The 13,282-nt window shown below is 56.6% G+C and carries 14 protein-coding genes and 1 other RNA gene; 9 read left to right on the top strand and 6 right to left on the bottom strand.

Features of this window, described 5'->3' with window-relative positions; genetic code table 11:
* The first annotated feature begins 57 nt into the window (after window positions 1–57).
* The 4 genes from EQG66_RS01325 to EQG66_RS01310 all read left to right on the top strand — a co-directional run bounded on the left by EQG66_RS01325 (window position 58) and on the right by EQG66_RS01310 (window position 3,122).
* On the top strand, window positions 58–420 hold the full coding sequence (locus tag EQG66_RS01325; RefSeq protein ID WP_129402723.1) for a response regulator: 363 nt from the start codon (window positions 58–60) through the stop codon (window positions 418–420).
* 35 nt (window positions 421–455) lie between these two features.
* Complete coding sequence (locus tag EQG66_RS01320; RefSeq protein ID WP_129402722.1) at window positions 456–1,535, top strand: chemotaxis protein CheB; 1,080 nt, start codon at window positions 456–458, stop codon at window positions 1,533–1,535.
* A complete protein-coding gene (locus EQG66_RS01315) occupies window positions 1,532–2,371 on the top strand; it encodes a CheR family methyltransferase (protein ID WP_129402721.1) in 840 nt (279 codons plus the stop codon). Before EQG66_RS01320 ends, EQG66_RS01315 begins: the two co-directional genes overlap by 4 nt.
* A 121-nt stretch (window positions 2,372–2,492) precedes the next feature.
* Window positions 2,493–3,122, top strand: coding sequence for an N-acetylmuramoyl-L-alanine amidase (locus EQG66_RS01310; protein WP_129402930.1), 630 nt, complete (start codon window positions 2,493–2,495; stop codon window positions 3,120–3,122).
* A gap of 68 nt (window positions 3,123–3,190) precedes the next feature.
* On the opposite strand, the gene EQG66_RS01305 is transcribed toward EQG66_RS01310, so the two are convergent.
* Together EQG66_RS01305 and rnpB are read right to left on the bottom strand one after the other, a co-directional pair.
* Window positions 3,191–3,994 (bottom strand): PEPxxWA-CTERM sorting domain-containing protein, encoded by an 804-nt coding sequence (locus EQG66_RS01305; RefSeq protein ID WP_129402720.1) that lies wholly within the window; start codon window positions 3,992–3,994, stop codon window positions 3,191–3,193.
* Window positions 3,995–4,122: 128 nt separating this feature from the next.
* Window positions 4,123–4,546, bottom strand: an RNA gene (rnpB, locus tag EQG66_RS01300) — RNase P RNA component class A.
* Window positions 4,547–4,653: 107 nt separating this feature from the next.
* Here rnpB and EQG66_RS01295 point away from each other — a divergent pair.
* Window positions 4,654–5,187, top strand: a complete 534-nt coding sequence (locus EQG66_RS01295) for a J domain-containing protein (RefSeq protein ID WP_129402719.1) — start codon at window positions 4,654–4,656, stop codon at window positions 5,185–5,187.
* On the opposite strand, the gene EQG66_RS01290 is transcribed toward EQG66_RS01295, so the two are convergent.
* The 3 genes from EQG66_RS01290 to EQG66_RS01280 form a co-directional block, all read right to left on the bottom strand.
* The gene (locus EQG66_RS01290; protein ID WP_129402718.1) at window positions 5,177–6,178 is read right to left on the bottom strand and encodes an LLM class flavin-dependent oxidoreductase; all 1,002 of its coding nucleotides are present in this window, start codon (window positions 6,176–6,178) and stop codon (window positions 5,177–5,179) included. The two genes, EQG66_RS01295 and EQG66_RS01290, sit on opposite strands and share 11 nt — an antisense overlap.
* 40 nt (window positions 6,179–6,218) lie before the next feature.
* Entirely contained in the window at window positions 6,219–6,623 is a 405-nt protein-coding gene (locus EQG66_RS01285) for a SufE family protein (protein WP_129402717.1), read from the bottom strand.
* An 83-nt stretch (window positions 6,624–6,706) separates the two neighbouring features.
* Entirely contained in the window at window positions 6,707–7,270 is a 564-nt protein-coding gene (locus EQG66_RS01280; protein ID WP_129402716.1) for a urate hydroxylase PuuD, read from the bottom strand.
* Window positions 7,271–7,498: 228 nt separating this feature from the next.
* On the opposite strand from EQG66_RS01280, the gene EQG66_RS01275 reads away from it, so the two are divergent.
* The 3 genes from EQG66_RS01275 (at window position 7,499) to EQG66_RS01265 (ending at window position 11,553) form a co-directional block, all read left to right on the top strand.
* Entirely contained in the window at window positions 7,499–8,113 is a 615-nt protein-coding gene (locus EQG66_RS01275) for a superoxide dismutase (protein ID WP_129402715.1), read from the top strand.
* A 74-nt stretch (window positions 8,114–8,187) separates the two neighbouring features.
* Window positions 8,188–9,306 carry a dihydropteroate synthase gene (folP, locus tag EQG66_RS01270; RefSeq protein WP_129402929.1) on the top strand — a complete coding sequence of 373 codons (1,119 nt, stop codon included), beginning with the start codon at window positions 8,188–8,190 and terminating at the stop codon, window positions 9,304–9,306.
* Window positions 9,307–9,399: 93 nt separating this feature from the next.
* Window positions 9,400–11,553 (top strand): glycosyltransferase, encoded by a 2,154-nt coding sequence (locus EQG66_RS01265; protein ID WP_129402714.1) that lies wholly within the window; start codon window positions 9,400–9,402, stop codon window positions 11,551–11,553.
* Here the strand turns inward: EQG66_RS01265 and EQG66_RS01260 are convergent.
* The gene (locus tag EQG66_RS01260; RefSeq protein WP_129402713.1) at window positions 11,516–12,295 is read right to left on the bottom strand and encodes a hypothetical protein; all 780 of its coding nucleotides are present in this window, start codon (window positions 12,293–12,295) and stop codon (window positions 11,516–11,518) included. The genes EQG66_RS01265 and EQG66_RS01260 overlap by 38 nt on opposite strands.
* A 196-nt stretch (window positions 12,296–12,491) precedes the next feature.
* Between EQG66_RS01260 and EQG66_RS01255 the strand changes: the two genes are divergently transcribed.
* Window positions 12,492–13,274, top strand: coding sequence for a succinate dehydrogenase iron-sulfur subunit (locus EQG66_RS01255; protein ID WP_129402712.1), 783 nt, complete (start codon window positions 12,492–12,494; stop codon window positions 13,272–13,274).
* Window positions 13,275–13,282: the final 8 nt, after the last annotated feature.

Below are 13,282 nucleotides of genomic sequence, written 5' to 3'. Positions count from 1 at the left end.
GCTCAGCTTTGTATCCTATAATCATGAAATAAGGCCAACTTTTCAGGAAAAGCCGCTATGAAAAACTGCTTGGTGGTGGATGACTCAAAGGTCATTCGCAAGGTCGCGCGTCATATTCTCGAATCCCTCGACATTACGGTCAGCGAGGCCTGTGACGGGCGCGAAGCGCTGAGCCAGTGTCAGAGCGGCAATCACGATGTGGTGCTGCTGGACTGGAATATGCCGGTGATGAGCGGCATGGAATTCCTTCAGCAGCTGACTGCCACGCATAGCAGCCGCCCCAAGGTGATCTTCTGCACCACAGAAAACGGGCTGGGCCATATCAAGGCCGCGCTCGATGCCGGTGCGGACGAATATGTGATGAAGCCGTTTGACCGTGACACGCTGGAAAGCAAGCTTCAGATTGTTGGTGTGCTCTAAGCCAGCATAGCCTGCTTTTCGTTCAGGATCGGGCGATGAACGCCATTTTACCGGCCCATGTGCCCAGCGCCCCAACCAAGGTTCCGGTGCGGGTGCTGATGGTGGACGATTCGGCGGTCACGCGCTCGGTTATTGGCGGCATACTGAATGATGCGACGGATATAGAGCTGGTCTGCCGTGCGGGCAGCCCGGACGAGGCATTTGCCTTTCTTGCGCGTGAGCGGGTGGACATCATCCTGCTCGATCATGAAATGCCGGGGCGTAACGGGCTGGATGCTCTGCCCCATATGCTGGATGCGGCGCATGACGGGCATGTGATCATGCTTTCCTCTCATTGCCAGCGTGGCAGCAAGACGGCCGTAGCCGCGCTCTCGATTGGCGCGAGCGATGCGCTCGCCAAACCTGCGAGCGGGCACTCCGGCCGCGAGTTTGCCGCGCAGCTTCTGTGCCGTATTCGCCGCCTCGCATCGGCACGCGCGCCGCGCGACGCAGAGGGCGGGCCCATGGTACTGCGCCCGTTCCCGGTAGGATTTCGTCTGGAATGCGTCGGCATCGGCGCTTCGACCGGCGGCATTCACGCGCTGGCGGAACTGCTGTCTGCGGGGCTGGCAAAACCCGATGCGCCGATCCTCATTACCCAGCATCTGCCGGCCGCCTTTATCCCTCATTACGCAAAGCAGGTGGCGCGTATGTGCGACCTGCCAGTCAGCGTGGCGCGCGAGGGAGAGGCGCTGCGCCCCGGCCATATCTATATTGCGCCCGGCGAGGCCAGCCTCTCGTGTATTCGCGACGGTGGCAAGGTGCGCGTGCGGCTGATCGCGGAGCGGGATGTTTTCTCCTCCGCCCTGCCTTCGGTGAACCCGATGTTTGCCGGCATGGCGGATTGTTATGGCGGCGGCGCACTCGGCATCATCCTCACCGGCATCGGGCGCGATGGCACGGCAGGCAGCAAGGCGCTGGTCAAGGCGGGTGGCGCGGTGATCGCACAGGATGAGGCGAGCAGTACCGTCTGGGGCATGCCCGGTTCGGCAGCTCGCGCGGGTCTGGTCTCTGCCTGCCTCGCTCCCGCCGATATGCCGCGCTATCTGCAAGAGCAGTCTGGGGTGGGCGCATGAAGGAAATCATCCTTACCCCCGCCATGCGGATGCTGACCGAACTGCTGGAGCAGAGAACCGGGCAGATCCTGTCGGAAAACCGGCTGTGGCGTATCGAGACGTCGCTCGGCCCGGTGCTGCGCGCGCATGGGCTTAAAACGCTGGATGCGCTGGCTGACGCCATCCGCGCGGATGCGAGCGGCGCAATGGGCACGCAGGCAGTCGATGCCTTGCTCAACAACGAAACGAGCTTCTTCCGCGATGCGCATATATTCGCCTTGATCGGCGATCAGCTCATCCCCGCCGCCATGCGCCACGCCGAGGCGCTGGGGCGCGAGAAGCAGCTGCGCATCTGGTGTGCGGGTTGTTCGACCGGGCAGGAGGCATTTTCGATCGGCATGCTGTTCCAGAACAACCGCGCTCGTTGGCCGGACTGGCGGATAGAGATCCTTGCAACCGATATTTCCCACACTGCGATAGCGCGGGCGCGCTCTGGCGTGATCCCCCAGATGGAGGCGCAGCGCGGCCTGCCTGTGTCTGATATGCTGCGCTGGATGGAGCCGGAGGGCGACGACTGGCGCATCAGCCCGGCGGTGCGCGGCATGATTGACTTCCGCATCGATAATCTCGTCGCCCCGCAGGCGCCCACCGGCACATACGACCTCATCCTGTGCCGTAACGTGCTGCTCTATTTCACGGCGGAGCGCAAACGCGCGCTGTTCTCTGCCCTCGCGCGCTATTGCGCATCGGGCGGGGCGCTATTGCTTGGTGCAGGCGAGACGACAATCGGCCTCACGACAGATTTCACCGCCAGCCCGGAGCATCGCGGAGTGTATCGGAGAGTCGATCCCGCTTGATCGTTGCGTCGCAGTCCGTCATTGTGCATCATCGCATGGAAACAAGGGCAGGACAGGGGCACAACATCCGGTGAAAGAACGGCCGTCCCCCAATCATGACGTGCGCAAGCTGCCGGTTTCCATGCTGGTGCTGCATTACACTGGCATGCCCGATGCGCAGAGCGCAATAGACTGGCTCGCCAACCCGGAATCCAGGGTTTCCGCGCATTATGTCGTGACCGAGGATGGCGAGGTCGTGCGCATGGTGGCGGAAGAGCATCGCGCCTGGCACGCAGGGCAGAGCTGGTGGCGCGGCATATCAGACATCAACTCCGCCAGCATCGGCATAGAGATCGTCAACCCCGGCCATGAATGGGGCTATCGCGCCTTTCCGGACGCGCAGATCGATGCGCTGATCCCGCTGATGCACGACATCGTGACGCGCCACGGCATCACGCGCGGCAATATCGTCGGCCATTCGGATGTCGCGCCGGGCCGTAAGCAAGACCCAGGCGAGCTGTTTCCCTGGGGCCGCCTCGCGCGCCTGCGCCTCGCCCTGCCGCGCCCGACCAAGCACCTGATGGACCCGCTCTGGTCAGACAGCGCCTTCATGCTGGCGCTGGAGCGCTTTGGCTATGACATCAAGGAGCCGGAGGCAGCGGTGCGCGCGTTCCAGCGGAGGTTCAGGCCCGAAGTGATCGACGGGGTGATTTGCGGCGAGTGCAGGGCGATATTGCTGGCGCTGTTGCTGCCCAAGCCGACGGGGGATTGATGCTATATTCTCCTACCCCTTCGGCTCGGATTGAGGCTGGTGACTCGATCCGAGGATGAGGGGTGGGGTCAGGCCGCCAGCGCCGCAGCGCTCTTCACCCGCCGCCGCATCGCCGCGCCGATGCCGCCAAAGCCGAGAATGAGGAGGGACCATGTCGTGGGTTCGGGGGCGCCGCTGCTCGTATCCACATAGCTGGCGAAGGTCAGGTCGTTATCTACGCCCATTGCGCTGGTGACATCGTTACCATCCGAGTAAACAGTTAGCTTACCGCCGGCGTAATTAGGAAGATAGCTGTTCAAGAGAACAGGTGATCCTGTACTGAAATCATACTCGGCATATCCTCCGTTGAAATATATCAAGCCCGTATTCGCTGATTCAGTACTGAAAACGATGCTAATTTTCTGGCCTTGTTTAACTCGATATTTAAAAGAACTGGTCTGAAAAGTAAAATTCAGAATATTAGCGTCAAACTCGACATTTGGCAGAGCTGCCAAGTCATATGCTGCTTGACCAACTACCTTTTGTGCGCCCGAAGCATAATCTCCGTCAATCAGCGAGAGAGTGAGGTTGCCAGAACCTACACCAAAAGCTGCAGAATTGAAGAATACGGAGAAGTCGACATGGTCAAGGGTCCCTGTCGCGTTCGCGGTCAGGCTTTGTGCTGATGTAAAATGGCTGCCCGTAAAAGGACTAGAGCCAAAAATAACTGGATCGGCATATCCTACTGGTGCGGCATAGAAGCCCGTAATATTGCTCGGCGCATTCTGAACCTGCGACAACTGATCCAATAGCACGACCGCCCCCGCGTTCCCCGGCGGCGCCGCCATCATCGCGCCTGCAATCGCCGCGCTTGCCCATTTTGCCAGTTTCATGCTGTCCCCCAGAGAAGTATTACACGCGGCTCATCACAAAACATACGCGGCCTGACAAGTAAAATTCACACTGAAATGAAGGCGCTCCACAATTGTTTCAGTATGGGACTGTTTTTCTTGAGAATAAAAGCGCCAGAGGGTCTATAAGCCGGGTTTTGTCCACCGCGCCGCCGTTTCCCGTGAGGGACGTTCGGGCGGATGGGCGGCCATTCCTCTAGGAGGCGGATTGCTCCGCCCCTCAAGCAACCAACCCGGACGATCTGGGGCGAAACACCCTGCTTGGCCCTTGCGGGCAAGCGCGCCGTCCCTATTCGGTCTTGCTCCCGGTGGGGTTTACCGTGCCGCCCGCCGTTGCCGGGGGCGCGGTGCGCTCTTACCGCACCCTTTCACCTTCGCGCGGCCGAAGCCTTAAGCCTTGCGGCTGACGCGACCTGCTCTCTGTTGCACTGTCCCTGGGGTCGCCCCCGCCGGACGTTATCCGGCACCGTTGTTTCGTGGAGCCCGGACTTTCCTCGCCGGGGTTGCCCCCGCCGCGGCCGCCCGACCCTCTGGCCCGCCCGCCCTAGCAAAGGGTGGCGCAAAAGGCGACGAGAAAAATCTGCCCTGTGTCGTCCTTGCGTCTTCCTTCCGCAATGTTCGGCGGCTACACTGCACGGCTTATGGCACGAGCAGGACGCAGAAACGATTGGGGCTTTCCCCGCTGGGGCGGATATGGCGCGGATCGCGCGGCGAGCCAGGTGCGCCTGTGTGATCGGCATGGCTGCGAGGAGCGGGGAGATTGCCCTGCGCCCAAATCGCCCAACAGCAAGGAGCGCTGGTATTTCTGCCAGGCTCATGCCGCCGAATATAACCGCGGCTGGGACTATTTTCAGGGGTTGGACGAGGAAGAGCGGGCAAGGCGCGAGCATGATGAGCGGCGCGACGCGGGCGGCTTTTCCGGCGGCGCCTTCTATGGCTGGGGCGCAGCGGGCGACGGATCGAGAAGCCGTGACGAGATGCGCGCGCTGGAGATACTGGAGCTGGAAGTGGACGCGGACTTCGAGGCCGTCCGCAAGAGCTGGAGACGGCTGGCGAAGGCCAATCACCCCGATGTGAAGCCCAATGACAAGGACGCCGCGCTCAAGTTTCAGGCGATACAGGCGGCCTATGATGTGCTGCGCACCGCCGAGGAGCGCCGCACCTTCAAGCCGTAACCGCCGCGATAGCTTTCATCGCCGCCATGCCGATCTCTAGCGAGTGTTTGCGCACTGAGGGATCATATATATGCCCGCTGACAATGACCTCATCCACGCGGGTGCGGCGGATGAAAGCGGCAAGATCGCGTTCCACGTCCGCTTGCGTCCCGATGCTCGATGCCGCGAAGAAATTGGCCAGCATCGATTGCGCCATTGGCGGCAATGTATCGCGATATCCCGCTATAGGTGGCTTGAGCTGCCCCGGCTGGCCAGTGCGCAGCGCGACTACGGTCTGCATCATCGACGTGGCGATCAGTTCCGCTTCTTCCGCTGTATCGGCGGCGAAGATATTGAACCCGGCCATCGTATAGGGCTGTTGCAACTGCGCTGACGGTTTGAAATCACGCCGATAGATGTGCAGCGCTTCGTCGAGCATGTCCGGCGCGAAGTGCGAGGCAAAGGCATAGGGCAAGCCCAGATGGGCGGCGAGCTGAGCGCCATAGAGGCTTGAACCCAGGATCCAGATCGGCACATCCGCGCCATCGCCCGGTGTCGCCGTGAAGCCCAGCCGCGCGTCCCCTGCGAAATAGGCTTGCAGCTCCATCACATCCTGCGGGAAGCTCTCCGCGCCACTCATGAGATTGCGGCGCATCGCCTGCGCGACGCGTTGGTCAGAGCCGGGCGCGCGGCCTAGCCCCAAATCGACCCGGCCGGGGAAAAGCGCCTCCAGCGTGCCGAATTGCTCGGCAATGGGAAGCGGCGCATGATTGGGCAGCATGATGCCGCCCGCGCCGATGCGGATGGTCTTGGTCGCCGCGCCGATATGGGCGAGTACGACAGAGGTGGCGGCGGACGCGATGCCGGGCATGCCATGATGCTCGGCTGTCCAGTATCGGTGATACCCCAGCGCCTCGGCGTGCCGGGCCAGGTCTGCGGCACGGATCAGCGCCTCGCGCACAGTGCCGCCCTCGGTGACGGGGACAAGATCGAGAAGGGAGAGTTTGGTCATACGCCGCTATATGGGGCGCGATACGCTCTGCGTCACCCCCTCAGTCATACCGCGCGGCGGTTTCGCGGATCAGCGCGATCATGTTGGGGATGCCCTGAGTCCTGTTGGAGGAGAGCTGGTTCTTGAGATCGAAAGGTGCGAGCGCGCCTTCAATGTCGGTGGCTGCCACTTCTGCCGCTGTCTTGTTCTGCACCGTTTTTAGCACGAGCGCGATGATGCCCTTGGTGATGGCGGCATTGCTGTCTGCTAGAAAATGCAGCCGGTTTTCGTCTGTGCGCTGTGGGTAAACCCAGACAGCAGCAGAGCATCCGCGCACCAAAGTCGCGTCGGTCTTGAGCGCATCAGGCATGGCTTCAAGCGCACGGCCCAGCTCGATCAGCAAGCGATAGCGGTCGTCAGCGTCGAGGAATTCATATTCCTCGTATATGTCGGAAAGGTCGGTCATGCGTGCGGCTATAATATGAAAACGGGGAGAAGGAAGCATCTGCCGCCTTCTCCCCGTTTTTTTGATAGATCTGTCAGCCCGGCTTAGCCGTGATTGGCGTTGACCATGGCATAGAGCATCGCGAGCGACAGCAGCGTGTTGGTGCGAGAGAATATCATCGCGCGGGTTGCTGCCGCAGCCTTGGTGGCATCGTCAGCGGCAACAATGCCCAGCGCCTTCTTCTGCGCCGGCCAGATCACGAACCAGACATTGAACGCCATGATGAGCGCCAGCCACATGCCGATGCCAATCAGGCGGAACGGCTCTTGCAGTGCCAGCGCCTGGTGCAGATAGCCAGAGAGATGGGCGACGACGAGGCCGGTCAGCACTGTGAAAGCCGCGCCCCAGCGGAAGAAGAATAGCGCGGAAGGCGCAATGTGCTTGCCTACCGCAGGCTTCAGTTCTGCCGGGATTTTCGGCATGGTGGGTATCTGCACGAAGTTGAAATAATAGAGCAGGCCGATCCAGACGATTCCGAAGAAGAGATGCAACCAGCGGAACACCGCGCTTACCGTCACCATGTCCGCATGCGCGCCAAACATCACCGCGATCGCCAGCAGCAGGCCGACGACCAGCACCATATGAAGATTTCCGAAAAACTTGGTCATGGCTTCCCCCATGCTATGATTTTGAATTTACCGCGGCCTCCAGCGCCGCCGTGGGCAGGGTTTATTCCAAGATGAACCCATTGTCACACCCTTAATGTATTTCGTCGTGCGGGAGCTGGCGTTTGTCGTTCGATGCCAAAGGGGAGGGGCAATGGCGGACCCTTCGCGTTGCGCAGGCGTTATTGCCTTGCGCACATTTGCCTTAGCCCCAGGAATCAGGACTATGTTATGCCTTTCACGCTCCCAGATCTGCCCTATCCCAAAGACGCCTTTGGCGAACTCCTGTCCCCGGAGACATTCGACTATCATCATGGCAAACATCATAAAGCCTATGTGACAAAGGCGAATGAGCTGATCGCTGCGGATCCGGCGCAGCAGGGCAAATCGCTGATAGAGCTGATCCGCTCGTCGTCTGGCACACTGTTCAATCAGGTGGGGCAGATATGGAACCACAGTTTTTACTGGCAATGCCTCAGCCCGAAGCCCACTCAGCCCAGTGCGGACTTGCAAAAGCTGATCGATGAGGGCTTTGGCTCGACCGACGCTCTGCTCGATGCGCTGAAGGCAGAGGCGGTCGGTCATTTCGCATCCGGCTGGGCCGCGCTCACCCTATATGACGGTGCGTTGGAAGTATCATCCTATCATGATGCCGATACGCCGGTCGCCTATGACGCTGTAAAGCCGATCTTCCTTCTCGATGTGTGGGAACACGCTTATTACATCGACTATCGTAACGCGCGGCCAGATTACATCGAAGCAGTGCTGAAAAGCGCGATCAACTGGGAATTTGTGGCTCAGAATCTGGACGGCAACGGCGCCGCTCGCGCAGATCAGCCGGGCTGACGGTTCCGGGAACAAGGCGGGGCAGGCGCGTCAGCCAGCTTGCGCTGTGCCGCGTGCCGATCCATAACGCCGACATGATTGATCCTTCGCTACTCACCGCCGGCACGCAGCTCTATCTCCGCCCGATCTGGTTTGCTGAAAGTCCGGTAGGGCTGGATGGGCAGACGGCGCGCATGGGCGGAGGGTTGATCTGGTTTCAAGGGTATGAAGTGACAGCGCGCTCTGGCGGGGTGATCCAGCGTCACCGTGTCTCCGTCGCGGAGTTCGATGACTGGTGCGCGCATCTGATCGCGCCGCTGGCAGAGCGGGTGGCGCAGCTTGTGCGTAATATCGGTGCGATCCGACCGCCTGTTGCACTGAAGGACCGCATGATCCGCTTCGATGTGCCGCAGGTGATGGGCATATTGAACATGACGCCAGACAGCTTCTCTGACGGCGGTAAGAATCTGGGCGATCCGCAGGCAGCGGCGGATGCGGGCTTCGCAATGGCGGCGGCTGGCGCGGCCATCATCGACGTGGGGGGGGAATCGACCCGCCCGCGCGCGGACAAGGTGTGGGAGGGCGACGAGATCGCCCGTGTCGTGCCGGTGATAGAGCGGCTGGCGGCAAGCGGCGTGCCCGTCAGTATCGACACGCGCAAGGCCGCCGTGATGGAGGCGGCACTGGCGGCGGGGGCGGGCCTCGTCAACGATGTGTCGGCCCTCGCGCATGATCCGCGCAGCGTGGAAGTGGTCGCGCGGGCGGCCTGCCCGGTCGTGCTTATGCACAGCCCATCCTGTGGGGACGATCCGCACGAAGGCGGGGTTTATCAGGATGCGCTGCTCGATGTGTATGACGCTTTGGAGGGGCGCATCGCCGCGTGCGAGGCTGCGGGTATCGCGAGGGACCGCATCATCGTCGATCCGGGGCTGGGCTTTGGCAAGTCACTGGCCGACAATCTGGCGATCATGAACCGGCTGGCGCTGTTTCAGGGGCTGGGCGTGCCCGTCTTGCTGGGCGCGAGCCGCAAGCGCATGATCGGCGCGCTGTCGAACGAGGCGCCGGCGGATGCGCGGCTGGGTGGCTCGCTGGCGCTGGCTGTGCGCGGCGTGGAGCAGGGGGCGCAGATGCTGCGGGTGCATGATGTGCGCGAAAGCGTCCAGGCCGTGCATATCTGGCGCGGCCTGCGCGACGCGGCGCTTATGGCTGGGTAGGCTTGAAAACAGAACTGTTGTGCTGCAATGGGCCAGAAGAAATAGGGATTAACACTTCGATCCGTACTCAGCGGGGCGGATAGGGAATTTCGAATGAAAATAATTAGTAAGAAAAAGATAAAAAAAATCAAAAAAAGCATACTGAAAATATTTTCAACATCATTCTATGCGAAAAAAGCATATATTGATAGGGATATACTAAGATTTTATATTATAAAAATAAAAATACCGAATTTTATTTTTCAAAAATATAAGAAAAAATATATTAAAGAAAATTCAGATAAAATAAAATTTCTTATACAGGAAAGTCCTGTTTACTCTATAGTCATACCTGTTTACAATAATATTCACCTAACTTTAAAATGCTTAAAAAGCTTAACTAAAATAAATCTTATAGAAAAATGTGAGATTATAATAATAAGTGATGGTTCATCCGACGAGTCTGATGAAATTCTCGATAAAATTCCAGGAATTAAATATATAAAAAATGAAAAGAATTTAGGATTTATAAGATCTTGTAACAAGGCGTCGGAGTTTTCTAGAGGTGAATATATAGTTTTTCTAAATAATGATACTGTATTGGATAAGGATTGGTTGTCTGAGCTTGCTAAAACATTTGAGGGTTCATCCAATATAGGACTGGTTGGTTCAAAGCTGGTGTATCCGGATAAGCGATTGCAAGAGGCTGGAGGCATCGTCTGGTCAAATGGAAGTGCGTGGAACTGGATGCGCAAGAAAGATCCGAGCCATCCGTCTGCCAACTTTATGAGGGATGTCGATTACGTCACGGGAGCGTCGTTGATGATCTCGCGCACTTTGTTTGAAGCGCTGGGTCGCTTTGATTCACGCTATCAGCACTCATACTACGAAGACACTGATCTCGCCATGTCGGTGCGCAAGGCGGGGTATAGAGTGGTATATCAGCCTACTTCGCAACTTATTCACTATGAAGGAGCTTCTTCCGGCCGTGACCCCAAGAAGGGTGCTAAGCGATATCAGGTCATCAACCGTGAAATCTTTGTAGAGAAATGGAAAAATGAACTCAGTTTACACCATAAGTACGGAAAGAACCCTCTGAAGGCATCGGACAGGCAGGTTAGAGGAAATATTCTTATAATTGATTCCGTTACACCTACCCCAGACAGGGATTCGGGATCGATTGATATGTATAATTTAATCAAGATATTAATTGATTTGAATTTCAGGGTTCATTTTATACCTAGCGACAATTTCTATAATGATAAAAATTATGTAAAGAATCTACAAAGGATTGGCGTTAATTGTATATATTACCCTTATTATAGCAGTGTTGATCAGTATCTAAAGAAGACTGGCGACATATTTGAATATGTGATATTATGTAGAAAAAAATATGCCAAAAGAGCAATAGATTATGTAAAGAAATACTGTAAAAATTCTATTTTGATATTTTACACAGTGGATCTCCATTTTTTGAGGGATTTGCGTAGGTATAAAATTGAGAATAATGATCTATTGTATGAAAAAGCTAAATCTTCATTTTATTCAGAAATGAAGATAATAGATTCTGTTGATTGTACGATAGTACTGAGTAAAAAAGAGAAGAGTATTCTTAATGTTCTTAGAAAGAAGAATGTAAGTACGATACCATTGATTAGGAAATTTGATATATTGGAAGGTGTAAATTTTTCAGATAGAAATGGCGTATCATTTATAGGTGGATATAATCATTTGCCAAATGTTGATGCGGTAAATTTCATGGTACATGAAATATGGCCAGAGCTGAGAAAATTGCTAGATGCCAAAGGTCTTCCTCCGATAGTGCTCAACATTTATGGCGCAGACATGCCTAAAGAGTTCATGGAGTTCGAGGCAGATGATATAGTCGTCCATGGCTATATAGAGAATGCTGAGGATGCCTTCCGAAATGTCAGGCTTAGTATGGCGCCGCTGCGTTACGGAGCGGGTCTGAAGGGGAAGCTGGCAACGAGCTTCGGTTATGGAGTCCCTGTTCTAGGATCAAGGATTGCATATGAAGGTGTCGATATCAAATCCAGAAGCGTGCTTTGCGTGAATAGCATGAACGCAACTGATTATGCTATGGCTTTGGTGAGAGTGTATTATGATGTTGATGCATTAAGTAGAATGTCTACCGAATTGTATGAATACGCCAAAAATAATTATTCATATGACACGGTGAAGGATCAGGTAGAAATCCTTTTTTCTGATCTTAAAAAGCGCCGAAATTCTGTTGCTTCAGAAAATTAGGAAAATTACATTCCAGCCAATACATTATTTTGCTGAAAATTTTCCTTGGGCGCATATGAGCTTTCAAACGCCGACATGTCCGCTGTTCTTCGTCGCTCATCTGTTTCAGAAATGCCCTCTTTTGCGCGCGCGCCTCTTGTGTTGAATATCCGCGCGTTATCGGGTGATGCACAGTGATGGCTTCATCGGTGATGGCGGTCATTCCACCGGCATAGGCGGCGCAGAGGAACAGCCAGTCTATGCCAAGGCCATAGAGGTTGTCTGTATAATCGGCCTGCTTCATGCGCGGGTATAATGTAGGGCTGAGGGCGAAGACCAGGCCGTCTGTTTGCGCGACAACGCTATACGCGGTGCCGGATATGCGGCGTATGCGGGTGCGTTGCAGTCGCCATGGCGTTCCGGTAAGTTTCGGCGCCCATATACCCAGTTCGGCAAAGCGCGAAAAGCCTTCCCTGCAGCGCTGGATTACGCCTGGCCAGTCGTCGCACCGGCAGTCCGCATGGATAACGAGCATGATCTCATCATCCGCGCAATGTTCCAGGCAGGCCTGAAACTTGTCCGCCCAGAAGAGCCGATTATCGCGACGGATAGTGCTATACTCATTCAGGCATGCCGGCTGCGTATCAGGATCAGAATAGACGATGGACAGCCTGTTTGGGGCCTCGCCTAAAGATTTGGCAATGGCCGCAGCCTTTTCGTGCTGGCCCTGCCATGAGATTATGAAAACATGGATGGCGTACATGTTTGAGCCAGCTCAAGTGGTGAAGACCGGCGCTCTATAAGCAGGTTGGGCCTGCTGCGAAACAGATTTCGTCGGTCAAGAAATTTCCATAACCTGCCTGTATGGGCATGGGTTCGTCAGGTCTTTAGTGCGGATGGCTATTGAAGTCGGCGGATCAAGGCGCTAGCAGGCAGCCAACGGCTAGGGAATTTTAGGCATGGCGACTTTCACGCTTCCGAAGAACAGCAAGATCAATGGCAAGGGCAAGGTCCATAAAGCTGATGGCGCGGCCAATGTGAAGGCGTTCAAGGTCTATCGCTATGATCCCGATTCGGGTGAGAACCCGCGCTATGACACGTTTGAGGTTGATCTAGACACTTGCGGGCCGATGGTGCTCGATGCGCTGATCAAGATGAAGAACGAGCAGGACCCCTCGCTCACCTTCCGCCGCTCGTGCCGCGAGGGCATCTGCGGCTCCTGCTCGATGAATATCAACGGCAAGAACGGCCTCGCCTGCACCACCGCGATCGAGGATTGCAAGGGCGAGGTGCGGATCACCCCGCTGCCGCATATGGACGTGATCAAGGATCTGGTGCCGGATTTCACGCATTTCTATGCGCAATATGCCTCGATCCAACCTTGGCTGAAAACGGTTTCCACTACGCCTTCGGGTAAGGAGCGGCTCCAATCACCGGAAGATCGCGAGAAGCTCGACGGGTTGTACGAGTGCATCCTGTGCGCCTGCTGCTCCACAAGCTGCCCCAGCTACTGGTGGAATTCGGACAAGTTTCTTGGCCCCGCGATCCTCCTGCAGGCCTATCGCTGGCTGGCGGACAGCCGCGATGAGTTCACCGGCGAGCGTCTGGATGAGCTGGAAGACCCGTTCCGCCTCTATCGCTGTCACACGATCATGAACTGCGCCAATGTCTGCCCCAAGGGGCTGTCTCCGGCCAAGGCGATTGCCGAGACCAAGAAGATGCTGGTGGAACGCGCGATCTGAGCGCAGTG

The sequence above is a fragment of the Sphingobium fluviale genome (genome assembly GCF_004122115.1).
Lineage (GTDB): Bacteria > Pseudomonadota > Alphaproteobacteria > Sphingomonadales > Sphingomonadaceae > Sphingobium > Sphingobium fluviale.
This window is presented reverse-complemented; position numbering and strand designations above follow the sequence as displayed.